Origin of the sequence: Paractinoplanes rishiriensis (genome assembly GCF_016862375.1) — a bacterium.
Lineage (GTDB): Bacteria > Actinomycetota > Actinomycetes > Mycobacteriales > Micromonosporaceae > Actinoplanes > Actinoplanes rishiriensis.
In genome coordinates, this window is the sequence record NZ_BOMV01000076.1 from 1 (window position 1) to 22,223 (window position 22,223).

Sequence of the window (22,223 nt, forward strand, 5' to 3'; positions counted from 1 at the left end):
GCCCCCCGGCCCCGCCGCCGCGTCGCCGCCCGGCCCCGCCGCCGCGTCGCCGCCCGGCCCCGCCGCCGCGACGCCGCCCGGCCCCGCCGCTGCGACGCCGCCCGGCCCCGCCGCCGCGTCGCCCCCCGGCCCCGCCGGGGCGCCGGGCGCCATTCCGCCGGGCCCCACCGATGACCCCTCCCCAAGCGGCGGCCATTCCTCGCCTGGCGCACTCTCTCGCCGGGACCAAACCGAAATATCGGATTTGTCCGGGCTAAGCGAACTCGGCTCTTTCGCGCCTGGGGAACCTCTTCCTCGCGAACAAACCGAAATATCGGATTTGTCCGGAGCGGGTGAGCGGCGGCTGGGTTCCGCGTCGTCGCGCTCGGCCCGGCCGGTGGGCGGGTCGCTGGGCGGGCCGGTGGGCGGGCTGGGGCAAGGCCCGCTGCTTCGTCCGGCCGGGCTGCTTCCGATCGATCCCACGCGGCGCTCCGCGCCTGGAGTGCCTCCCGCGGGCCGTGATCTCGGAGCCGACGCTGCCGGAAACACCGATGTCGCGGCCGGCGCTGGTGGGGACGCGGAGCGGGCGCTGCGGGCTGTCGAGGACCGTTACGCGGAGGAAGGGATCGGGCGGCCGAGCCGCAACCGGTTCGGTGGGCTCGGGGTCGGGCGTCGGCCGGCGGTCGCGCGTCCACACGTACCGGAAATGGGTGTTGATCCCGGTCTTGACGACGGTGAGCCGGTGCCCGGGCGGCCTCGGTGGGCGTCGGGAGCGACCGGCGAAAGTGGGGCGCGGGCGCCGATGCATGTGTCGCCGCCGATGGTTGCGGCGCCGGGGCGGGCCAGGGCGGCGGGGGACGGGATGGACCCGGCCGATGACGCGCTGTTGCGGGAGACGCAGCGGCTGCTCAGCACGAGCCTGACGTTCGCCGGTGGGCCCGCCGAGGTGGCCGAGCGGTTCCGCGATGCGCTGGTGCAGGCGCAACCGGGGCTGGTGCGCAAGCTTCCGGGGGACGCCGGCAATCAGATCTTCCTGCTGGCGCGGGCGCTCACCTGGCTCGTGCACCACCTGGACCAGCCGCCGCTCGTGGTCAGCGGGTGCGGGCGGCTCGGGTCGGCGCTCGCGGCGTGCGGGGTCGCGCCCGGTGAGCTGCACATGGTGGGCGCGGCGCTGGCCGAGTCGATGCGGGCCGGCATGCCGGCGGGGGCCTGGCGGCAGGACTTCGACGTGGCGTGGCGGTCCACCTGGCAGCACGCGTACGAGTGGATCCAGCACGGCGAGGCGGCCGCCGCCCAGCACATCTGGACCGCCACCGTGGCGACGCACGAGTTGCGGCGGCCCGATCTGGCGGTGGTGCGGCTGCGGCCGACGCTGCCGATGCCGTTCCGGCCGGGGCAGTTCGCGCGGATCGAGGTTCCGGAGCTGCCGGGGATCTGGCGGCCGTACTCGCTGGCCGGTGCGCCGCGCCGCGACGACCTGCTGGAACTGCATGTGCGGGCCAAGACCCGGAACGGCGTCAGCGGCACCCTGGTCTACCGCACCGCGGTCGGCGACGTGGTGCGGCTGGCCCCGGCCGAGGGCGACATGGCCCTGCCGCAACGGCCGGACCGGAACCTGCTGATGATCGCCGGCGACACCGGGGTGGCGCCGCTGAAGGCACTGCTCACGGAACTGGCGGACACGGGTGACCCGCGGGCTGCCGTGCTGTTCTGGGGAGTCCGGAATCTCGCCGAGCTCTACGACATCGAGGATATTTCGGAGATCGCCCGTACGGCGAAACGCGCCACCGTCGTGCCGGTGATCGCGGAGGGCGACCCCGGACCGTATGCCTCGGGCGTGGTGACCGACGCCGTCGCGGCGTACGGCGAATGGTCGAACCACGAGGTCTACCTGGCCGGCCCGCCGCTGATGCTGGAGGCCACCAGCGCGGCCCTCTACCAGCTCGGCGTCGCCCCCGACCACATCCACCACGACGTGCCGGAGTGAGTCACGCCCGCGCGTAGGTGAGCAGCAGCGACCCGGTCGACGTCCGTTCGCAGTCGACCAGGCCGAGCAAGCGCTCCCGATCAGGTGGATCTCGCCGGTCAGCGCCGGGATCGCGTCGGCGGTCAGCACCCGGCCTCTAGGTTGAATTTAGCCGAACGCCTTCACCGCGGCGGCCAACTCGTCGCGAGCGCCGGGCACGTCGATACCGAGGCCGTCGAGGACGGCGAGCGCTACGCAGAGTGCTGGGCCGTCCGTGCGCACAAGGTCACTGGGGAACAGCGGTTCGTCACTGCAGAAGACCTGGCCGTCCTCGATGCGGAAGCGCGAATCGTCGGCGGCGGCCGGGATAGGCGGGAAGCCGTTCAGGTCGGTGAGGCCGCGGATCGCGTCCCGCAGGGCCAGGTCGGTGCCGTCCACCACGATCATCTCGCAGCCGCGGCGCAGCAGGTCGAGCACCGCGGGCTCGGGTTCGCCGGCGGTCACCACGGTCACGTGCGGCGGCCGGGTCTCGGCGGTGCATTCGGCGGCCGGCAGTTCGATCACGTACTCGTCGGCCGGGGAGAGCGCGAGCGCCGGTTCACCAGAGGCGACCACACGATCAAAAGCTTTGAGGAGGTACGCCGTCAGCCCGGTCGCCAGTGCTCGGCTCGCGCCGCCGGTCACCGCTACGGTTCGCGCTGCGTTATCGGCGAGCCAAAGGGTGCTACCGGTGGTGACGGCGACGCCCCGCGCACGGAGATCGGCCAGCCACTCGTGGTCGCCCGGCACGTCCGGCGTACGGATCACCACCTCGGCGGTGACCAGCGCGGAGTGGGCGTGGTCGCCGCCGGCCAGCGGGGCCGGTTCGTCATCCCACGGGACCGCTAGGAAGCCGGCCGTGTGATCGACCGCGATGAGGCGCGTGGGCTCGTACGTTTTGACGGCCCGGACCGCGGCCCGGGCGTGTGGCCCGGTGCCCCAGACCGCCACCGACCGGCCGTTCAGGTCTGCCAGGCGCACGTCGAACCCTCCTCGTCGAGTCGAACTAGTATTGCCGGTCGGCGGATTTGCCCGTTGGCGGGTTTGCCGGCGACCAGACAGGAGTTTCCCGGGTGCGGTTCGACGTCATGCGTTTCCCCTCGTACGCCTTCGACCCGGAGACCGGCGTCGCGACGTTCGACTACCTGCTCGACGGCCCGGAACCGGTCAGCTTCACCGAGACGATCACGTTCCCGGTGCCCACGGGCGGGCAGGTGCCGGCGACGTTCTACCGGGTTCTCGACCTGCTGCATGTGGTGGCCGGGGTGAGCTACTACAAGGCTGGCGCGCCGCCGCGGGTGGTCGCTCCCACGGCCGTACCGCGGGCCGCTGCCGATCTGTTCACCGCCGTCTACACCAAGGGCCTGGCCGAATTCGCCTACCGCAATCAACTCCCGTACGTGCTCGATGTGGTTGTCGAGACCCCCGGGGTGGCCGATCTCGCCGAGCCGGTCGACAACGCGCAGGCGCGGCCGCTCTCCCCGGTCGGCGGCGGGAAGGACTCGATCGTCACCCTGGAGATCCTGCGCGCGGCCGGCCTTGAGCCCGTGCCGTTTTCGGTCAACCCGAACCCGCTGCTCACGTCGGTCCTGACCGCCACCGGGCTGCCCGCCCTGACCGCCGGCCGCAAGCTCGACCCGCGCCTGTTCGAACTCAACAAGGCCGGGGCGCTGAACGGCCACATCCCGGTCACCGCGATCAACTCGCTGATCGCGATCGCCACCGCGGCCTGGCACGGGCTCGGCCCCGTGGTGATGTCCAACGAGCGCTCGGCGTCCGACCCCAACCTGATCTGGAACGGTCACGAGGTCAACCACCAGTGGTCGAAGGGCGTCGATGCCGAGGGCCTGCTCCGCGCCGCGGTCAGCGCACACGCGGGCCTGACCGAGCCGTACTTCTCGCTGCTGCGCTCCCTGTCCGAACTCCACATCGCGCAGTTGTTCGCCCGCCACACCCGGTATGACGACTACGTGACCAGCTGCAACAAAGCCTTCAAACTTCATGACCGTACGGCGCGCTGGTGCGGTGACTGTCCGAAGTGCCGCTTCGTCTTCCTGGCGATGGCCCCCGCGATGGAACGCGACCGCCTGACCCGGATCTTCGGCCACGACCTGTTCGCGGACGAGGCCCAGGTGCCCGGTTTCCTGGAGTTGCTGGGGATCGACGCGCACAAGCCGTTCGAGTGCGTGGGTGAGGTGGAGGAGTCGCTGGTCGCGCTGTCGATGCTGGACGACGACGCGCCGGTGCTGGTCGCGCTGCGGGCCGCGGTCCCCACCCAGGCGTGGGCGGCTGCCTCCCGCGAGGCGGTGCTCACCCCCGGCGGCCCCACCCATGTGCCGCCCGGCTACGCCAAGATTCTCGACGCGGCCCTGACGTGATCCACGTAGGAAACGCCGACGTCGACGCCCCGAAGGAGCGGGGCTGGCTGCTGGGCTACTTCCTACCCACCGAAGATCCCCGGCACAGCCCCGACGTCGAGATCAAATGGGGCCGCCACCCGGCCGGCGACCGCCGAGCCCGCTGGGTACACGGCGAACACCGAACCGCTTTGCTGATCCTCATCAGCGGCAACTTCCACATGGAATTCCCCGAACGCACGGTAGTTTTGGCCACCCCCGGCGACTACGTCCTGTGGGGAGCGGGCGACGACCATTCGTGGTTCGCCGAAGAGGAGTCGTTGGTCATGACAGTGCGGTGGCCCAGCGTCCCAGGATTCGCCGTCCCGCTGGAGCCGTAGCCGGGCCGCGCGGGATCCAGGGCGGTCGCGGCCCCAGGACTGCGGTCCAGCCTGCTCTACCCGGGGAAAGTTCCTGTGCGCCCCGAACGCGAACTCTTCAACCTCGCGATCTGCGCGGCGATCGCCGGGGCGGTCATGCTCGCATGCTTTCGTTTCTCGGCCCAGCCCCGCAGAAACGAACAACGGCGGTGGCCGAGGTGCTCGTCGATCACTTGACCTCCCTCGAACGTAGCCCTAGTCGGCATCCAGGCGCTCAAGGCCGCCGCTCAAGGCCGCCGCTCAAGGCCGCCGCTCAAGGCCGCCGCTCAAGGCCGCCGGCTGAATGCCGCCAGCTCATTGCCGCCCGCTCAACGCCGCCCGCTCAACGCCGCCCGCTCAACGCGACCCGCCGATGGCATGGGGTCGCGGGGGCGGGTGGTGGGTGCGGGAAGGGCGGGGTGGGTGATGGGGCAGGGGCCGGGGGTCGGTGAGCGGCGTGAGGCCGACGGTGCCGGCCGCTGGGGTGGGTTCGGTCTTGAACTGGTGGGGGACGGCTGTGCCCGTACCTTATGGGGTTTTTGGGGTGGGTCTTTTGGAGGAAGGGTGACTCGGTCGAAAGGTGGATGACGAAGCGGTCTAAAAGGGGCATCGGCGGGTGGAGTTGTCGTAAAGAACATTTACGGATTGATGGGGGTTGAGGGGGCGGGAGCGGATTGGGGCAGGTCAGGTAACGGTTTGAAAACTTCACCCGCGGGCTTGACATGAAGGGGTCCTTAGTAAGAACTTTTACCGCGACAGTAAACACTCCTTCCTGAAAGGGTGGCCCATGAGCGAGCCAGAGATGGACGGCGCGGCGCCGACCGCGGTCGTCGAATCCCTGGTCTCGGATCGGGGGGCGCCGGAGGACGGGGTGCTGGTGCGGGTTCGGTCGCTGTCGCCGGAGTTCACGGGGGCTCTGCGGCGGGTGGCTGAGCAGGTCCTCACCGATCCGGCGGCGGCGTCGCGGGCCACCATCGTCGAGCTCGCCGAGCGCAGCGGCACGTCGCCGGCAACCGTCACCCGGTTCTGCCGCGCGCTCGGCTTCGAGGGGTACGCGGACCTGCGGATCGGCATCGCGGCCGAGACGGGGCGGGCGCGCAGTGCCGGGTGGACCGTGGACATCGGACGGGAGATCCAGCCGGGGGATCCGCTGGAGCGGGTGCTCGGGCAGATCATGGCGGCCGACACCCGGGCCATGCACGACACCGCCGCCCTGCTCGACCTCGTCGAGGTGGAGCGGGCCGCGGTGGCGCTCGCGGGCGCGCCGCGGGTCAACATCTTCGGGGCCAGCGGCAGCGCGCTGGTCGGCGAGGAGATGCAGTTCAGCCTGCACCGCATCGGTGTGCCGGTGTGGGCCTGGACCGACGTGCACAACGGCCTGGCCAGCGCTGCGCTGTCCCGGCCCGGCGACGTGGCGCTCGGCATCTCGCACTCCGGCGAGACCGGCGAGACCATCGAGCTGCTGGCGGAGGCCAGCAGCCGGGGTGCCACCACGATCGCGCTCACCAGCTTCCCGCGCTCCCCGCTGGCCGAGCTCTCCGACATCGTCCTGCTCACCGCCACCCAGGCGACGACCTTCCGGCCGGATGCGCTCAGCGCCCGGCATCCGCAACTGGTCGTCCTCGATCTGCTGTACGTCGCGGTTGCGCAGCGGACTCATGAACGTTCGCACGCGGCGTTTCAGCGAACCGCCCAGGCGGTTCACGGTCACAAATCCCTCAAAGATGCGAAACGAAACATAACTCCCCAGGAGGAAGCGTGAAGCGCAAGATCGCGGTTGCCGCGGCGCTCGCCGCGACATTGCTCGGTTCCGCCGCGTGCGGGTCCAACGACGACGACACCCCCACCACCTCCGCCTCCGGTCCGGTCGACGGCAAGGGCAAGACCCTCAAGGTCTGGCTGATGGTCGACGCGCAGTCCGCCTGGAAGGGTGTCGTGGACGACGCCACCAAGCGGTTCACCGACGCGACCGGCGCGCAGGTCAACGTCGAGTACCAGCAGTGGGCCAACCACCTGACCAAGCTGGACGCGACACTGGCCGGCTCGGACGTGCCCGACGTGGTCGAGCTCGGCAACACCGAGTTCCCGAAGTACGTGTTCAGCGGAGCGTTCGCCGCGATCAACCCGGCCGACTACGAGAACTCGGGCAGCTGGCTGGCCGGTCTCAAGGGCGCCTGCGACTTCGAGGGGCAGACCTACTGCGTGCCCTACTACGCCGGGGCCCGGGTGCTGATCTACCGCAAGGATCTGTTCGACAAGGCCGGCATCACCGAGGCGCCGAAGACGTACGCCGACTTCGCCGCGGCCGCCGACAAGCTGCAGACCACCCAGAAGGACGCCAAGTTCGGCGCCGTCTACATGCCGGGCCAGTACTGGTATGCGGCGATGTCCTGGGTGAAGGCCTCCGGTGGCGACATCGCCAAGCAGGAGGGCGACAAGTGGGTCGGCCAGCTCTCGCAGCCGGCCTCGGTCGAGGGCCTGCAGAAGTGGGTCGACCTGGTCAAGAAGTACTCGAAGGCCGACCCCACCAAGAACGAGAACGAGCAGGCCGGCATCTTCGCCCAGGGCCAGGCCGGCATGTTCTACGGCAACGCCTGGGAGCAGGGCGCGGCCGAGCAGGTCAAGAAGGACCCGAACGACCCGAACTCGGCGATGGTCGACACCAAGGTCAAGGGCAAGCTGGCCGCCGCGCCGATGCCGGAGATCCCGTCGTTCCTCGGTGGCTCGAACCTCGGCGTGACCGAGAAGAGCCAGAACAAGGAACTGGCCGCGCAGTGGATCAAGCACTTCACCGACAGCACCTCGATGGCCGGTCTGGTGAAGGCGAACGCGCTGCCGAACTCGACCGCGCTGCTGGACAAGGCGGCCACCGACAACCCGACCATCGCGCCGGCCGCGCTGGCCGCCAAGAGCAGCTGGTTCACGCCGAACGCGGAGAAGTGGGCGGACGTCGAGAAGGGCAACGTCCTGCAGACGATGCTCACCGACATCCTGACCGGCAAGAAGTCGGTGGCCGACGGCGCCAAGTGGGCCGACGACCAGATCAACACCACCCTCAACGAGAGCTGATCCCCGGTGTGCTGCCCGTCCGGTGACGGGCGGGCAGCACCGCCTTCCCCGAGAGGCCTCCCTGATGTCCGTCGTTGAGACGCCGCGTCACGCCCGCGGAAAAGCTTGGCCCAAGGGTGCTACTCCCTGGCTGCTCGCGCTCCCGACTCTCCTGCTGTTGGCCGGCCTGCTGGGCTATCCCCTGGTCAACATGGTCCTGCTGTCGTTCCAGAACATGCGGCTGCGCGAGCTGCTCAGTGGCCGTACGCCCCCGTGGGTGGGCGTCGACAACTACACCCGCATCCTCTCCGACGGCGCCTTCTGGACCGTGGTCTGGCACACCGCCGCGTTCACCGTGGTGGCCGTGACCGTCTCGGTGCTGGCCGGGCTCGGCATCGCGCTGCTGATGCGCCGGGTCAACCGCAGTGTGCGGATGATGATGGTGGTCGCCATGATGTTCGTCTGGGCGCTGCCGCAACTGGTCGCCGCGCAGATCTTCCGGTGGATCACCGACTCCGACTTCGGCGTCCTGAACTACGTGATCGACCTGCTGCCCGGCGTCGACTACCACAACCACAGCTGGTTCGTGAGCCCCGCGCAGGGCTGGCTGCTGATCACCTCGCTGGTGGTCTGGGCCGGCATCCCGTTCCTGGCGATCACCCTGAACGCCGGCCTCACCCAGGTGCCCAAGGAACTGATCGAGGCGGCCACGGTGGACGGCGCCGGCGCCTGGCAGACGCTGCGCAGCATCATCCTGCCGATCCTCAAGCCGCTGATCATCATCGTGACCACGCTGTCGGTGATCTGGGACTTCGGGCTGTTCACCCAGAACTGGGTGCTGCGCGACGGGCACCCCGAGCCGGCCTTCCAGACCCTGGCGTCCTACTCGTACACGCAGGCCTTCGGGCAGTCCCGGTACAGCCTCGGCGCGGCCATCGCGGTGATCACCGTGATCCTGATGCTCGGCGTCATGGCGTTCTACATCCGGCAGATGTTCAAGATCGGAGAGGTGGACTGATGGTCGCCACCACCACCAGCGCGCCGGCCACAAGCGCATCAGTTAGTCGCCAGCGCCGCAAGGCCAAGGCGGACGAGGGCGTGATCACGGTCGGCCGCAGCCGGGCCGGCACGATCGCCGCCAACCTCGGCGGCATCCTGTTCTCCCTGGTGATGCTGTTCCCGGTGTACTGGGTGCTGAACACCGCGTTCAAGCCGGCCGACGAGGTGCTGGCGCTGACACCGACGTTCTGGCCGCACGAGCCGACGTTCGCCAACTTCGTGTCGGCGGTCAAGGCGCCGCTGTTCCTGCGCAACATGCTGAACGGCCTGATCGTCACGCTGATGGCGGTGGCCGGGGCGCTGGTGGTCGGTTTCCTGGCGGCGCTCGCGATCGCGCGGTTCAAGTTCTACGGCCGCCGGGCGATCATCCTGGTCGTGCTCGGCGTGCAGCTGGTGCCGTTCCTGTCGTTGCTCATTCCGCTGTTTTTGATGCTGCAGAAGGCATCCTTGACCAACAGTCTGATAGGTGTGAGTATCACCTACTTGGTCCTGATCTTGCCCTATACCGTGTGGACACTGCGTGGCTTCATCTCCGGCATCCCGCGCGAACTCGACGAGGCGGCCCTCATCGACGGTTGCACCCGTGCCCAGGTGTTCTGGCGCATCATCCTGCCGCTCACCGGTCCCGGCCTCGTGGCCACCAGCGTGTACGGGTTTATTCAGGCATGGAATGAATTCCTCATCATCAACACGCTCAACAGCCCGGAAAAGCAGAACCTGATGGCGTGGCTGCTGCAGAACCAGACAACCCGCGGTACCGCATGGGGGCCCCTCATGGCCGGTGCGATCATCACCTCGATCCCGGTGGTGATCTTCTTCCTGATCATTCAGCGCAACATCGCCACCGGCCTGACGGCTGGTGCGGTCAAAGGGTAAGTACTGAGGAGTTGCTGTGACGGAGAAGTCTGAACTAAGCCGCCGTTCGTTGCTGCGGCGCGCGGCCGCCGTGGGATTCATGGCGACGCCAGCCGTGGGCATGCTGAGTGCCTGCGTCGGGGGTGGCTCCGAGGAGCCGCAGACCCAGGCCTCCGGGGAGAAGTCGGCGGAGAACCCGCTGGGCATCGACCCCAAGGCCGGCGTCGAGATCGTCATCTTCAACGGCGGCCTGGGCACGGCGTACGCGACCGACATCGACACCCCGCTGTTCAACAAGAAGTGGCCGGATGCCAAGGTCACCTACTCGGCCACCGAGCAGATCTCCACGGTCGTCCAGCCCCGGATGAACGCCGGCACCCCGCCCGACATGATCAACAACTCGGGCTCGAATCTGATGGACTTCGGCGCCATCGTGAAGGCCCAGCAGGCCGCCGACCTGAGTGACCTGTTCGCGGCTCCGTCGCTGGACATCGCCGGCAAGACCGTCGCGGAGACGCTGGTGCCGGGCGCGGTCGAGCAGGGCACGTACGACGGCAAGCCGTTCGCGGTGAACTACTCGTTCACGGTTTTCGGGCTCTGGTTCAACAAGAAGCTCTTCGAGAAGAACAGCTGGGCCATCCCGGCCACCTGGGCCGAGTTCACCGCGCTTCTCGACAAGATCGAGGCGGCCGGCATCACACCGTTCGGCTACGCCGGCGCGAACGCGTCGTACTACATGGTCCGTGCCCTGCTCACCAGCGCCGGCAAGCTCGGCACCGAGCAGGTCCTCAAGGACATCGACAACCTCAAGCCGGGCGCCTGGCAGAACGACGCGATCAAGCAGGCCGCGCAGGCCTGGGGCGAGGTGGGCAAGAAGTACCTCAACCCCACCTTCCTCGGCCTCCGGCACACCGAGGTTCAGCTCCAGCAGAACCAGGACAAGCTCGCGATCTACCCGTGCGGCTCCTGGCTCGAGAACGAGCAGGCCAAGGACACCCCGCCGACGTTCGAGTACGCGGTGGCGGCGTACCCGAGCCTGACCGCGGCCGACAAGCTCCCGGCCACCGCGATCAACGCGGCGGCCGGCGAGATCTACTTCGCGGCGGCCAAGGGCAAGAACCCGCAGGGCGGCAAGGAGTACCTGCGGACCATGCTCTCCAAGGAGGCGGCGCTGGGCTTCACCAAGCTCACCAAGTCGCTTACCGTGGTTGCGGGTGCCGCCGACGGCCAGACCATCTCGCCCGGCCTGACCAGCGCGAACGACATGCTCGGCAAGGCCGGCAAGGACGTGTTCATGGGCTACCTGTTCGACACCTGGTACAAGAAGCTGGACGACGAGTCGCGCGGCGCCGTCAACGACCTGATGTTCAAGGGCGGCGACGCGCAGAAGTTCTGCGACCGGATGGAGGCGGCGTCCCAGGCGGTGGCCAAGGACTCCTCGATCACCAAGTTCACCCGCAGCTGAGTTTCACGGCTTTCCACGGCAGGAGCGTCATGCGGCACGGCAAGTATCCCTTCATCATCGGTTTTCTTGTCGTGCCGGTGGCGCTCTACGCCGTCTTCGTGGTGGCGGCCTACGTTCAGACCTTCCAGCTCGCGATGACCAACTGGTCCGGGTTCGGGCCGATCACCTACAACGGGTTCGAGAACTTCCGCAAGCTCTGGGACGACGAGCTGTTCTGGAAGTCGCTGCGGCACAACGGCTATCTGCTGCTCCTGCTGCCGCTGATCACGATCGCGATCGCGCTGATCTTCGCGTTCCTGCTGAACGTCGGCGGGGGGTACAAGGGCGGCGCGACCCGGGGCGTCTGGGGTTCCCGGATCTACCGGGTGATCTTCTTCTTCCCGCAGTTGCTCGCTCTCGCCATCGTCGCGGTGATCTTCGGCCGGGTGTTCGGCCCGGACAAGAGCGGCATGATCAACGGCCTGTTCCCGGAGTCGTGGCAGCCCTGGCTGTTCCTGGCCGACGAGCGCTGGGCGATGACCTGCATCCTCGTGGTGCTGATCTGGCAGGCGATCGGCTTCTATGTGGTGCTGTTCTCGGCCGGCATGGGTTCGATACCGCAGGAGATCTACGAGGCGGCGGCGCTCGACGGCGCCTCCCGGATCACCCTGTTCTTCCGGATCACGGTGCCGCTGCTGTGGAGCACGATCCAGGTCGCCTGGGTCTACCTCGGCATCGCGGCGTTCGACGCGTTCGCCCTCGTCAACATCATGACCGTGGACCGGGGTGGTCCGAACGGGGCCACCTCCGTGCTCAGCCTCATGATCTATCGCAACGCGTTCGAGTTCTCGCAGGCCGGTTACGCGTCCGCGATCGGCGTGGTGCTGTTCTTCCTGACCCTGTTCTTCGCGTATGTGACCCTGCGGTTCACCCGGCGCGAGTCCGTCGAAGTCTGAGGCGTGGCGATGTCCAATCTGACCACCAGCCGTGAAGCACCGGCCGGCGCGACCCCGGCGGGCCGTAAACCGGACACCAAACGGGAGATCAACGCGTTCAGCGGCATGGCGCACATCGCGCTGTTCGCGTGGGCGGTCATCACGGCCGGGCCGCTGATCTGGGTGCTGCTCGCCTCGTTCAAGAGCAACACCGAGATCTTCCTGGGCAAGCCGTTCGCGCTGCCCGAGACCTTCGCGCTCGACACGTACTTCTCGGCGTGGACCGAGGCGCACATCGGCCGGTACTTCCTGAACAGCGTGATCGTGGTGCTGATCAGCACGGCCGGGACGATGCTGTTCGGTTCGATGGCCGCGTACGTGCTGGCCCGGTACTCGTTCCCGGGCAACCGGGTCATCTACTACCTGTTCGTGTCCGGCCTGGCGTTTCCCACGTTCATGGCGCTCGCACCGCTGTTCTACATCCTCAAGAACATGGGACTGCTCGGCACGTACACCGGCCTGGTTTTGGTCTATATCGCCTATTCGCTTCCGTTTACCATCTTTTTCCTGGCGGCTTTCTTCAAATCATTGCCGTACGAGATCGAGGAAGCGGCCACGGTCGACGGGGCCTCGCACACCCGTAAGTTCTTCCAGATCATGTTGCCGATGGCGCGCTCCGGCCTGGTCAGCATCACGATCTTCAACATCGTCGGCCAGTGGAACCAGTACCTGCTGCCCGTGGTGATCATGACAGGCCCGGGTTCCGAGTCGAAATACCTGCTCACCCAGGGCATCGCCAACATCAGCGTCTCGGCCGGATACCAGAGCGAGTGGTCGACGCTGTTCGCCGCGCTCACCCTTTCGATCCTCCCCATGATCATCGTGTACGCCATTTTCCAGCGCCAGATCCAAGCCGGACTCACGGCAGGTGCGGTCAAGTAGCGTTCGGTTTAACATTGACGCTCATCGCTCTTATGGGGGTTGGCGCGCATGTTGAACGCCGCACTGCTGGCCGTGGGTCTGCTACTCGGGCCGGTTCCCGCTCCGGCTCCTGTGGACAATCCGTACAAAGGTGCCGTGGCCTATGTGAATCCGGAGTGGAGCGCCCGGGCGGCGGCCGAACCGGGCGGTGACCGGGTGTCCGGGCAGGCGACCGCGGTGTGGCTGGAAAATATCGCCAGCATCGAGGGCCTCAACGGGGCGATGGGGCTGCGGGCGCACCTCGACGCGGCGCTCGCCCAGCGGGCCGGGCTGGTGCAGTTCGTGCTCAACAACCTGCCCGGGCGTGACTGCGAGCAACTCGTGCCGGAGGCCGAACTGGGGCCGGCCGAGCTGGCCCGCTACCGTGCCGAATACGTCGACCCGATCGCGGCGATCCTGGCCGACCCGAAATATGCGGGCCTGCGCATCGTGACGATGCTCGAGGTGAAGGCGCTGCCGAACCTGCTCGTGAACACCACCCCGCAGCCGACGGCGACGTTCGGCTGCGACGTCGTGCGGGCCAACGGCAGCTACGTGCTGGGCATCCGTTACCTGCTGTCGAAGCTGGGCCCGATCCCGAACGTCTACACCTACCTGGACGTCGCCAGCCACGCCTGGTCCGGGCGCGACGACACGATGAACCCGCTGGTGCAGTTGGTTTCCGGGCTGGACGTGGACGGTTTCGTGACAAATGTCGGCAACTACTCGCCGCTCCGCGAGCCGTTCCTGACCGCCGAGGCGCGCGACAGCCGATGGGGCGAGGGCAATCCGTACCAGGCGGAACTGCCGTTCGCGCAGGCGTTGCGTACCCGGCTGATCGAGGCCGGTTTCTCCCCGCGGATCGGCATGCTGATCGACACGTCCCGCAACGGCTGGGGCGGCCCGAACCGCCCGGCCGCGCCGAGCGCCGCCCCCGACCTGAACACGCGCGTCGACGAGTCCCGGGTGGACCGCCGCGCGCACAAGAACAACTGGTGCAACCAGGCGGGGGCCGGCCTGGGCGAGAGGCCGAGGGCTAATCCGGCCAGAGGCATTGACGCGTACGTGTGGGCACGGCCGCCCGGCCTCTCCGACGCCAACGGAACCCCGTCCCCGATCCGCGGCTTCAACCGAATGTGCGACCCGACCTACGGCGGCGGCACGGCAAACGGCTTCAACCCGACGGGAGCGCTTCCGGGCAGCCCGGACCGCGGGGAGTGGTTCTCGGCCCACTTCCAGCAGTTGCTGGCCAATGCCTATCCGCCGCTGACCTGACGCCTGTCCGCCGCCTGTTGGCCACCGGCCTGTTGGCCGCCTGTTCGCCGCCGGTTCGCCGCCGGTTCGCCGCCGGCCTGTTCGCCGCCGCCCGTTCGCCAGCCCGTCCGCCGCCTGTTCGCCGCCGTCTGTTGATCGCGGCCGCGGTCGCCGTCTGGTTGTCAGAAGCCGGCGTTTACTCCGGTCGGCTTGCAGGCGGCGGTGATCGCCGTGCCGGTCTTTTCGAACTCCTTCTCGTTCGCCGACGGGTCCTTGGCCGCGAGGGACTTGGCGGCCTCCTCGCTGAACGCCGTCAGCGCGGCACCCACCTCGCTGTCACCCGCCGACGCGGCCAGCGGGACAAGCTTCTCGTGCAGCCCCGAAATGATCTTCTTCATGGCCTCCGGCGACTCGAAGTCCTCACCGGCCTGAACCGCCTTGACCAGCTCCGCCTTCATCTCCTCGCCGGCCTTCTTGACCGATTCGCAGATCTTCTTGTCATCGGCGCCGGCGGCCGCGGGTGCGGCTTCCGAGGTGGGCGTGGCGGCCGGTGCGGAGGCAGCGGTGGTGGCGGTTGCGGTGGGCGCGCCGGCTTCGTCCGCGCCGCCGCACGCGGTGAGAGTCAGCACGGAAGCGCAGATGAGCAGGGCAGAAGCACTACGGATTCGAGTCACGGGCGGGCACGCTAGCCGATCCTCACCTCCTTGATCAACTCGAAACCTACGGGGTCGAAGCGCGGCCGCCCGGGCCGTACACTGCCTGCCCTGTGAGAATCGGAAAGATCGTCGCTGGAGTCCTGACCTCGACAGTTGCCCTCGCCCTGACGGCCTGCGGCGGCAGCGGTGCGGCGACCGCCCCGCCGGCACCGGCCCCGGGCGGGCCGCGCGTGGGTGCGGCCGGCAGCGGCTGCGAGCTGCCGGTCACGTTCACGCTCGAGGAGTCGTACCAACCCAAGACGGTCTCGATCGCGCCCGACGACCCGCTGGCCGAACTGGCCAAGAAGGGCCCGGTCACGATGGTCTGCGAGATCGACGCCAAGCCCGCGGGCAACATCGGCTTCCTGCGGGTGTACGCCGGCGACAAAGCCGAGCTGCGGACCAGCCTCGAAGCGTTCATCGGCAAGGGTGCCCTCGAACCGGCCTTCACCGACCTGCGGATCGGCGACCGCGCCGCGGTGGAGGTCGTGTACCAGCAGAAGAGCCCGCTGGACGACGGCGAGGTGGACAAGGAGCGGGCGTTCGTGGTCGAGACCGCGCAGGGGATCGTGGTGGTCGCGCTCGACAGCTTCGACAGCGACGAGCACGAGAGCATCCTGCCCGCGTACGAACTGGCGAAGAGCACCCTGGCGTAATTCGGTCGCGGGTGGCGCTGCGCCCCCCTACCGTGTCACCACCCATCGCACCTTGGGAGGCAACCATGCGCACCAACGACCTTTCCTTTTGAGCCGACTAGCAAGCGCCGCCGGGGGTTCCCTCTAGCGAAACCCAGGTCAAGCGCGGCGACCGCGTCGTCGGAACGGACACCGAACTCATCGAGAAGCTCGGCGGCAAAGACCCGTGCCCGTGCGGGTCGGGGCGCCGGTTTCCGCCGGTGCTGCCGCGCGAGTGGCCGGTTCGACGACAGCAACGGCCATTACTACGTACGTGACTGACATCGCACGCCGCGCGGGTGCGGGCCATCCGCGCGGCGCCGGTGCCTATTCGCTGGACTTGGCCCACAGGTTGATGCCCGACTCGGTGGCGTACTTGTCGATCTCGGCCAGTTCTTCCGCCGTGAACGCCGTGGTGGACAACGCCGCCACGTTGCCCTCCAGCTGGGCTACGCTGCTAGCTCCCAGTACCAGGGACGTCATCCGCGGGTCACGCAGCGCCCAGGCGATAGCCATCTGCGCCAGCGACTGCCCGCGGCGCTCCGCGATCCCGTTCAGCGCACGGATCTTGTCGAGGTTTTCCTCGGACAGCCAGTCCTCCGACATCGAATTGCGCAGGTGATCCGGCACGCCGTTCAGGTATTTGCCGGTCAGCATGCCCTGCGCCAGCGGCGAGAAGGCGATGCAGCCGGCACCTACCTCCTCGAGCGTGTCAAGCAGCCCGTCCTCGATCCAGCGGTTCAGCATCGAGTACGACGGCTGATGGATCAGCAGCGGCGTGCCCAGGTCTTTCAGGATCGCGGCCGCCTCGGCCGTCCGCTCGGGTGAATAGGACGAAATGCCAACATAAAGAGCCTTTCCAGCCCGTACGGCCGAGTCCAGCGCGCCCATCGTCTCCTCGAGCGGCGTGTCCGGGTCGGTCCGATGCGAGTAGAAGATGTCGACGTAGTCCTGGCCCAGCCGGCGCAGCGACTGATCCAGCGACGCGGTCAGGTACTTCCGGGAACCCCCATTGCCGTATGGACCGGGCCACATGTCGTACCCGGCCTTAGTGGAGATGACCAGTTCGTCGCGGTGCGCCCGGAAGTCGGTCGCCAGCACCCGGCCGAAGTTCTCCTCGGCAGACCCGTACGGCGGCCCGTAGTTGTTGGCCAGGTCGAAGTGCGTGATGCCCAGGTCGAAGGCGCGACGCAGAATGTCCCGCTGCGTCTCCAGCGGACGGTCACCGCCGAAGTTGTGCCACAGACCGAGCGAGATGGCGGGCAGATGAAGTCCGCTGCGCCCGGTGCGGCGGTATTCCATGGTGTCGTAACGGTTGTCGGCAAACATGTGATCGTCCTCGGATTGCGCCGGCGCGGTCTGGCCAACAGGGTGGGCAACAGGGTCAGGGCAACAGGGCCAGGTCGTCGGCGGTGAGCTGGAGTGAGTCGGCCTGAGCCGAGTCGCGGATGGTCTCGGGACGGCTGGCGCCGGGGATCGGGATCACCACCGGCGACTTGGCCAGGTGCCAGGCCAGGCAGACGCGCTGCGGGCTGACCCCGTACCGTTCCGCGACCGTGCCGAACGCGCCGGACAGTTCGCCCGCACGCGCGATGCCGCCCAGCGGCGACCAGGGCAGGAAGGCGATGCCCAGTTCGTCGCACAGTTCGAGTTCGGGAGCCGAGGAGAGGAACGCGGGCGAGAACTGGTTCTGCACCGAGACCAGGCGGCCGCCGAGGATTTCCTGCGCCTGGCGGATCTGGCTCGGGTCGGCGTTGGAGATGCCGGCCATCCGGATCTTCCCGGCGTCGAGCAGGTCGCGGATCGCGCCCACGCTGTCGGCGTACGGGACATGGGGGTCGGGCCGGTGGAACTGGTAGAGCCCGATGGCGTCGACGCCGAGCCGCTTGAGCGACGCCTCGCAGGCCTCGCGGAGGTGGGCCGGCGAGCCGTTCTTGGTCCAGCTGCCGTCGCCGGGCCGCAGGTGGCCGCCCTTCGTGGCGACCAGCACGCCGGAGGTGTCCCCGCCGTAGGAGGCGAGCGCCTTGGCGATCAGCGACTCGTTGTGGCCGACCTCGTCGGCGTGAAGGTGGTACGCGTCGGCCGTGTCGATCAGGGTGATACCGGCGTCGAGGGCAGCGTGGATCGTGCGGATCGACCGCTCCTCGTCCGGCCGGCCCTCGATCGACATCGGCATGCCGCCGAGACCGATAGCGCTGACCTGGACCTCGCCGATGCGACGGCTCTGCATGGAAAGAAACCTCCAGAAAAAGTGGGTACGTCTCCAACCCTCGTACCCCAACGGTCAGGAGTCCAACAGAAGAAAGCGCTCGGATTCAGCACGTAGACTGCTCAATCGTGGAGCTGCGACACCTGGAGTACTTCGTGGCGGTCGCCGAGGAACGCCATTTCACCAGGGCCGCGGAGCGGATGCGGGTGGCCCAGTCGGGGCTCTCGGCGTCGATCCGCGCGCTCGAGAAGGACCTGAACGCGGAACTGTTCGTCCGCAATACCCGCCGGGTCGAGCTGACGGACGCCGGCCGGGCCCTGCTGTCCGAGGCACACCGCACGCTGGCCAGCGCGGCGGCGGCCCGGGACGCGGTGGCCGCGGTGCGTGGTCTGTTGCGCGGCACCCTAGCCGTGGGCTGCGAGCAGTGCCTCGGAGTGATCGATCTGCCACCCATGCTGGCGTCCTTCCGTCGAGCTCATCCCGGTGTCGAGATCCGTTTGCGGTACGCCGGTTCCGGTCACGTGGCCGAGCAGATTCGCCTGGGCCGGCTGAACGTCGGATTCGTGGCACTGCCGGGCCCAGCCCCGGAGGGCGTACGGCTGTTGCCGCTGGCCGCCGAGGAGATGACCCTGCTCACCCACCCCGGCCATCGCCTGGCCGAGTATTCGTCCGTCGACCTGGGCCGACCTCGCTGAAGAGGACTTCGTCGACTTCAGCGCCGACTGGGGTGCTCGCCGGGTCAACGACCTGGCGTTCGGTCGTGCCGCCCTGGAACGCCGCATGTCCGTCGAGGTCAACGACGTACACACGCTCCTTGATTTTGTGCATCAGGGACTCGGGGTGGCGCTCGTGCCGGCACCGGTGACCCGCAAACCGCAGGCGAAGGGTCTTGCCGCGATCGCCCTGCGCCCCGGCGGTGGCGGCCAGTCTTGGCAGGTGTCGGTGGCGTTGCCCACAGCGGCGCCGCCCGGTCCGGCGACCGAGGCGCTGCTGCGGATGCTGCCGGGCAAGATGGCGGTATGAGTGACTCACTGACCGTCGCAGTACTCGGGACCGGGATCATGGGCGCCGCCATGGCCCGCAACCTGGCCAAGGCCGGCCACCATGTTCGCGCCTGGAACCGCAGCCGCCCGAAGGCCGAACCGCTGGCCGCCGACGGCATCACCGTGGCTGACTCCCCCGCCGACGCGGTGCGCGACGCCGACGCCGTGCTGACCATGCTGTACGACGGCGCAACCGTGCTCTCGGTGATGGCCGAGGCCGCCCCCGGCCTGCGGCGTGACCAGCTTTGGGTGCAGTCGACGACGGTGGGCCTGGACGACTTCCCGGCGCTGGCGTCGCAGGCCGCCGAGCAGGGCCTGGTGTGGTTCGACGCGCCCGTGTCCGGGACCAGGCAGCCCGCCGAGGCCGGCCAGTTGGTCGTGCTGGCCGCGGGCCCGTCGGCCGGCCGGGAAGCCGTCGCGCCGGTCTTCGAGGCCGTGGGCGCCCGGACGGTCTGGACCGGAACCGACCCCGCCGCCGCGTCGGCGACCCGCCTCAAGCTGGTGCTGAACAGCTGGGTGCTGGCCGCCACCCACGGCGTGGCCGAGGCGTTGGCGCTGGCCAATGGCCTGGGGGTGGCGCCGGACGACTTCCTGGGACTGATCGCGGGCGGACCGTTGGACATGGGTTACCTCCAGTTGAAGGCCAAAATGATCGTGGAAGACCGGCTGTCACCGGCCAGTTTCGCCGTCGCCACGGCCGAGAAGGACGCCAAACTGATCGCCGACGCAGGCCGCTCCCATGGCGTGCGCCTGGACGTAGTAGAGGCCGGTGCCGAGCGTTTCCGTAGGGCCGCCGAGCAGGGCCACGGCGATGACGACATGGCCGCGTCGTATTTCGCCAGCTTCGCCGAGTAGTGCGGTTTGGTGCGCCCATTATTCGCGGCGGCGCACTCCGCACGCCAATGAAATGTACGCTAGGTCACACGGGCAATTTTGCCCGAAGGTTGGCATGATCAAATACTGACGTGAGCCATGGGGCTTGCGCAAGAATCGGTCCATGCGACAGCTGCAATTCCGCACCACGATCAGGGCTTCTGGCATTCGCGACCGCGCTGCGGCATGCAATTATTCTTCCCGCAGCCGGACAGTTCCGCCGCGACCGCGAACACCACCGCGCATGGGGCTTGAAACGCCGGGACGCCGAACGATCACGCCCCGACCGCGAGCGTCAGGCTTCACGTGACCGGGTGAAGGCAGGCCGACCCGGGGCCGCTTCAACCCGTGCGCCTCCACTGAGGCGGCGCCCTTGTCAGGTGGCCGTTTCCCGGGGGCTGGATGCGAGGCGCCCGCCCGGTTGCGTATGCCTCGTGTCGGCGGCGGATTCGTCGCAGGCGCGGTGGGCGGGTTCGGCGGCGAAAGCCGGGTGACTGTCCGCGTCGGCCTGCTGCGTATTGGCGTGCTTTTGCGGCGTCTTTTCGGTTACTACTGGGCGAAGGTTTCGAATTCTGCCACTCGGGGGGTGCCATTCGAGGTCAGGATTTCGAAGCTTATTTTTCTTAGGGTGGTGGGGGTGAAGGTTATTTCGCCTGCGCCGGTGCCGGTGGCCAGGATGGTGTTGGCGTCGTGGTCTTTTACTCGCCAAGCGCGGATTCGGGGGGTGCCAGCCGGTTCTTTGATGATTATCCGGGACAGGCGGATGGTGCCTGGCCACTTCACCGAGACCGTGCCGGTTGACGCGGTGGGGGACCAGAAGGTGGACAGGCTGCCGTCTCTGACGTCGTTGAAGCTGGTTCCGTCGGCCTTGGTCGAGCCGTCCGCGTCCGTGTTGGCGCCCAGGCTCAGGTTGGGGGCGGGCGGTCTCGTGGTGGGGCGCGTGGTCGGCGGCCTGGTGGGGGAGGTGGTTCGGGGCGGGGCTTCCTCGTCGTCCGCTGTCTCGGTGGGCTCGGGGCGGGGGGAAGCGGCGCCGGCGGAGCCTGGGGCGGGCGGGACGTCCAGGACCGGGGCCGAGGCGTCGGGGCCGGCGGTCGGGGGTTCCCAAGGGCCGGGCAGGGCTACGGTGGGCGGGTTCGAGGACGGGTCCTCGTGGCGCCAGAAAAGGACCGTGGCGCCGATCAGCAGGACGCTTCCCATGACGGCCAGGGCCAGGGTCCACTGGGAGCGGACGGAGCTGCCCTCGTTGACGTCGGTGGTGGTGGCGTTCGGTTGGCCGGGGTATGGGCGATGGATACCGCCCGTGTACAACGGCGGAACACTCCTTGGTGATCCACCGGGGTCGCCCGGGGGTGTGCCTGCGATCCAGCCGCTGGTGGACGACGGCTCGTCGGCTTGGTCGTCGTGCTCGCTGCCTGTCACCACGGAGTCCTCGGTCGTCGGGTCGTCGCTCGCTGTCAGGGAGTCAACATACTGCTACCCACGGTCGATTGGACATGGGCAGACGAAATGTAAAGAGAACTGCCGGAGGGGCGAATGTTACGGGGATGCCGGGAATGCCTGGTCAGATACTCGAGTCAGCCGGGGACCGGGCGATGTCTCGGGCATATTGATGGATTGCGATTGTTCGAGGCTCGGTGCGGGCTGGACGGCACCGGGTTCACACGGCCCGCCGTCGAGCGGCAGCACCGGCTCGTGCTGCCGCGTTCGGGGGCCTACCTGTTGCGGGTCAACGGGCGTCAGTCCTTCGTCGACACCGGGGCGGCGGTGATCACCCGGCCCGGCGATGAGCTCAGCGTCGCGCATCCGCTGGGCTGCGGCGACACGTTCACGGCCGTGGAGTTGGAGCCGGAGCTCGACCGGTGGCCGGCTTCCGTGCACCGGCTTCCGCTGGACGACGTGGCCGATCTGCAGCATCGGCTCCTGATCGCCAGTTGCCGGCGTGGTGCCGATCGGCTTGCGGTTGCCGAGCAGGTGTTCGCGATCGTCGCCCGGCTTGAGGCGTCGAGCTTGCCGTCAGGTGTGCCGTCGAGCGGGGCGGTCCGGCCGGGGACCGCGGCGGTCCATCGACGTCTTGTCGCGGAGACGCAGGAGGTGCTGGCCGGCGGCCTTTTCACGTACGGCCTCAAAGAAATCGCGGCGGAGGTGAACGCCTCGCCGCACCACCTCAGCCGGATTTTCCGCCGGGTTACCGGCGAGACGCTGACCGGGTATCGAAATCGGATGCGGGTACGCGCGGTGCTCGCCGACGTTCAGGACGGCGCGGACTGCCTTCGGACGTTGGCGGCGCGGTATGGGTTCGCCGATCAGGCCCATCTGACCCGGCTGATGCGCCGGCAGGTCGGGCTGCCGCCGAGCGCGGTCAAACGGTTGCTGGCCGTCGAAACGCGCATGAATATCCAACGCCGCTGCGACTGAGATCGGGTCGGATGGCTTCC

Annotated in this window: 22 protein-coding genes; 17 read left to right on the forward strand and 5 right to left on the reverse strand. The window is 68.5% G+C overall.

Annotated elements, in window-relative coordinates; genetic code table 11:
* Positions 1–841: 841 nt before the first annotated feature.
* Positions 842–1,966 (forward strand): globin, encoded by a 1,125-nt coding sequence (locus Ari01nite_RS35175; RefSeq protein ID WP_239163292.1) that lies wholly within the window; start codon positions 842–844, stop codon positions 1,964–1,966.
* Positions 1,967–2,113: 147 nt separating this feature from the next.
* Here the strand turns inward: Ari01nite_RS35175 and Ari01nite_RS35180 are convergent, their stop codons facing one another.
* A complete protein-coding gene (locus tag Ari01nite_RS35180) occupies positions 2,114–2,965 on the reverse strand; it encodes a Mur ligase family protein (RefSeq protein ID WP_203786583.1) in 852 nt (283 codons plus the stop codon).
* Positions 2,966–3,072: 107 nt separating this feature from the next.
* On the opposite strand from Ari01nite_RS35180, the gene Ari01nite_RS35185 reads away from it, so the two are divergent.
* From Ari01nite_RS35185 to Ari01nite_RS35230, 10 genes are all read left to right on the forward strand, one after another.
* Entirely contained in the window at positions 3,073–4,362 is a 1,290-nt protein-coding gene (locus Ari01nite_RS35185) for a MurL-like N-terminal domain-containing (RefSeq protein WP_203786734.1), read from the forward strand.
* A complete protein-coding gene (locus Ari01nite_RS35190) occupies positions 4,359–4,721 on the forward strand; it encodes a cupin domain-containing protein (protein ID WP_203786584.1) in 363 nt (120 codons plus the stop codon). Before Ari01nite_RS35185 ends, Ari01nite_RS35190 begins: the two co-directional genes overlap by 4 nt.
* 805 nt (positions 4,722–5,526) lie before the next feature.
* Positions 5,527–6,501 carry a MurR/RpiR family transcriptional regulator gene (locus Ari01nite_RS35195; protein WP_203786585.1) on the forward strand — a complete coding sequence of 325 codons (975 nt, stop codon included), beginning with the start codon at positions 5,527–5,529 and terminating at the stop codon, positions 6,499–6,501.
* A complete protein-coding gene (locus Ari01nite_RS35200; protein ID WP_203786586.1) occupies positions 6,498–7,808 on the forward strand; it encodes an extracellular solute-binding protein in 1,311 nt (436 codons plus the stop codon). Before Ari01nite_RS35195 ends, Ari01nite_RS35200 begins: the two co-directional genes overlap by 4 nt.
* Before the next feature lie 64 nt (positions 7,809–7,872).
* On the forward strand, positions 7,873–8,805 hold the full coding sequence (locus Ari01nite_RS35205; RefSeq protein WP_203786587.1) for a carbohydrate ABC transporter permease: 933 nt from the start codon (positions 7,873–7,875) through the stop codon (positions 8,803–8,805).
* Complete coding sequence (locus Ari01nite_RS35210; protein WP_203786588.1) at positions 8,805–9,722, forward strand: carbohydrate ABC transporter permease; 918 nt, start codon at positions 8,805–8,807, stop codon at positions 9,720–9,722. Before Ari01nite_RS35205 ends, Ari01nite_RS35210 begins: the two co-directional genes overlap by 1 nt.
* 79 nt (positions 9,723–9,801) lie before the next feature.
* Entirely contained in the window at positions 9,802–11,166 is a 1,365-nt protein-coding gene (gene ngcE / locus Ari01nite_RS35215) for an N-acetylglucosamine/diacetylchitobiose ABC transporter substrate-binding protein (protein ID WP_239163293.1), read from the forward strand.
* A gap of 29 nt (positions 11,167–11,195) precedes the next feature.
* Positions 11,196–12,101: a carbohydrate ABC transporter permease gene (locus Ari01nite_RS35220; RefSeq protein ID WP_203786590.1), complete on the forward strand. Its 906-nt coding sequence runs from the start codon at positions 11,196–11,198 to the stop codon at positions 12,099–12,101.
* 9 nt (positions 12,102–12,110) lie between these two features.
* Positions 12,111–13,022: a carbohydrate ABC transporter permease gene (locus Ari01nite_RS35225; RefSeq protein WP_203786591.1), complete on the forward strand. Its 912-nt coding sequence runs from the start codon at positions 12,111–12,113 to the stop codon at positions 13,020–13,022.
* Positions 13,023–13,157: 135 nt separating this feature from the next.
* On the forward strand, positions 13,158–14,315 hold the full coding sequence (locus Ari01nite_RS35230) for a glycoside hydrolase family 6 protein (RefSeq protein ID WP_203786592.1): 1,158 nt from the start codon (positions 13,158–13,160) through the stop codon (positions 14,313–14,315).
* 161 nt (positions 14,316–14,476) lie between these two features.
* On the opposite strand, the gene Ari01nite_RS35235 is transcribed toward Ari01nite_RS35230, so the two are convergent.
* The gene (locus tag Ari01nite_RS35235) at positions 14,477–14,968 is read right to left on the reverse strand and encodes a hypothetical protein (RefSeq protein WP_203786593.1); all 492 of its coding nucleotides are present in this window, start codon (positions 14,966–14,968) and stop codon (positions 14,477–14,479) included.
* A gap of 92 nt (positions 14,969–15,060) precedes the next feature.
* On the opposite strand from Ari01nite_RS35235, the gene Ari01nite_RS35240 reads away from it, so the two are divergent.
* Positions 15,061–15,645, forward strand: coding sequence for a lipoprotein (locus Ari01nite_RS35240; RefSeq protein WP_203786594.1), 585 nt, complete (start codon positions 15,061–15,063; stop codon positions 15,643–15,645).
* Positions 15,646–15,824: 179 nt separating this feature from the next.
* Positions 15,825–15,941, forward strand: coding sequence for an SEC-C metal-binding domain-containing protein (locus tag Ari01nite_RS51460; protein WP_203786735.1), 117 nt, complete (start codon positions 15,825–15,827; stop codon positions 15,939–15,941).
* 49 nt (positions 15,942–15,990) lie between these two features.
* Here Ari01nite_RS51460 and mgrA read toward each other — a convergent pair whose 3' ends face one another.
* Both mgrA and Ari01nite_RS35255 read right to left on the reverse strand, forming a co-directional pair.
* Positions 15,991–16,992: an L-glyceraldehyde 3-phosphate reductase gene (gene mgrA, locus Ari01nite_RS35250; protein ID WP_203786595.1), complete on the reverse strand. Its 1,002-nt coding sequence runs from the start codon at positions 16,990–16,992 to the stop codon at positions 15,991–15,993.
* 55 nt (positions 16,993–17,047) lie between these two features.
* Complete coding sequence (locus tag Ari01nite_RS35255; RefSeq protein ID WP_203786596.1) at positions 17,048–17,893, reverse strand: aldo/keto reductase; 846 nt, start codon at positions 17,891–17,893, stop codon at positions 17,048–17,050.
* A gap of 107 nt (positions 17,894–18,000) precedes the next feature.
* On the opposite strand from Ari01nite_RS35255, the gene Ari01nite_RS51080 reads away from it, so the two are divergent.
* Genes Ari01nite_RS51080 through Ari01nite_RS35265 form a run of 3 tightly spaced genes read left to right on the forward strand, consistent with a single transcriptional unit; the run spans position 18,001 to position 19,770 of the window.
* Complete coding sequence (locus tag Ari01nite_RS51080) at positions 18,001–18,567, forward strand: LysR family transcriptional regulator (RefSeq protein ID WP_275410907.1); 567 nt, start codon at positions 18,001–18,003, stop codon at positions 18,565–18,567.
* The gene (locus Ari01nite_RS51085) at positions 18,536–18,895 is read left to right on the forward strand and encodes a LysR substrate-binding domain-containing protein (protein ID WP_275410909.1); all 360 of its coding nucleotides are present in this window, start codon (positions 18,536–18,538) and stop codon (positions 18,893–18,895) included. The genes Ari01nite_RS51080 and Ari01nite_RS51085 overlap by 32 nt, the downstream gene beginning before the upstream one ends.
* Positions 18,892–19,770 (forward strand): NAD(P)-dependent oxidoreductase, encoded by an 879-nt coding sequence (locus Ari01nite_RS35265; RefSeq protein ID WP_203786597.1) that lies wholly within the window; start codon positions 18,892–18,894, stop codon positions 19,768–19,770. Before Ari01nite_RS51085 ends, Ari01nite_RS35265 begins: the two co-directional genes overlap by 4 nt.
* A 567-nt stretch (positions 19,771–20,337) precedes the next feature.
* On the opposite strand, the gene Ari01nite_RS35270 is transcribed toward Ari01nite_RS35265, so the two are convergent.
* Complete coding sequence (locus Ari01nite_RS35270) at positions 20,338–21,096, reverse strand: hypothetical protein (protein WP_203786598.1); 759 nt, start codon at positions 21,094–21,096, stop codon at positions 20,338–20,340.
* A gap of 384 nt (positions 21,097–21,480) precedes the next feature.
* On the opposite strand from Ari01nite_RS35270, the gene Ari01nite_RS35275 reads away from it, so the two are divergent.
* Positions 21,481–22,203 (forward strand): helix-turn-helix domain-containing protein, encoded by a 723-nt coding sequence (locus Ari01nite_RS35275; RefSeq protein WP_203786599.1) that lies wholly within the window; start codon positions 21,481–21,483, stop codon positions 22,201–22,203.
* Positions 22,204–22,223: the final 20 nt, after the last annotated feature.

Bases quoted from the DNA above. Each gene is read 5' to 3' on its own strand.
- Ari01nite_RS35175 (WP_239163292.1), top strand. From the start codon at position 842: ATGGACCCGGCCGATGACGCGCTGTTGCGGGAGACGCAGCGGCTGCTC.
- Ari01nite_RS35185 (WP_203786734.1), top strand. From the start codon at position 3,073: ATGCGTTTCCCCTCGTACGCCTTCGACCCGGAGACCGGCGTCGCGACG.
- Ari01nite_RS35195 (WP_203786585.1), top strand. From the start codon at position 5,527: ATGAGCGAGCCAGAGATGGACGGCGCGGCGCCGACCGCGGTCGTCGAA.
- Ari01nite_RS35205 (WP_203786587.1), top strand. From the start codon at position 7,873: ATGTCCGTCGTTGAGACGCCGCGTCACGCCCGCGGAAAAGCTTGGCCC.
- Ari01nite_RS35210 (WP_203786588.1), top strand. From the start codon at position 8,805: ATGGTCGCCACCACCACCAGCGCGCCGGCCACAAGCGCATCAGTTAGT.
- ngcE (WP_239163293.1), top strand. From the start codon at position 9,802: ATGGCGACGCCAGCCGTGGGCATGCTGAGTGCCTGCGTCGGGGGTGGC.
- Ari01nite_RS35220 (WP_203786590.1), top strand. From the start codon at position 11,196: ATGCGGCACGGCAAGTATCCCTTCATCATCGGTTTTCTTGTCGTGCCG.
- Ari01nite_RS35225 (WP_203786591.1), top strand. From the start codon at position 12,111: ATGTCCAATCTGACCACCAGCCGTGAAGCACCGGCCGGCGCGACCCCG.
- mgrA (WP_203786595.1), bottom strand. From the start codon at position 16,992: ATGTTTGCCGACAACCGTTACGACACCATGGAATACCGCCGCACCGGG.
- Ari01nite_RS35255 (WP_203786596.1), bottom strand. From the start codon at position 17,893: ATGCAGAGCCGTCGCATCGGCGAGGTCCAGGTCAGCGCTATCGGTCTC.
- Ari01nite_RS35265 (WP_203786597.1), top strand. From the start codon at position 18,892: ATGAGTGACTCACTGACCGTCGCAGTACTCGGGACCGGGATCATGGGC.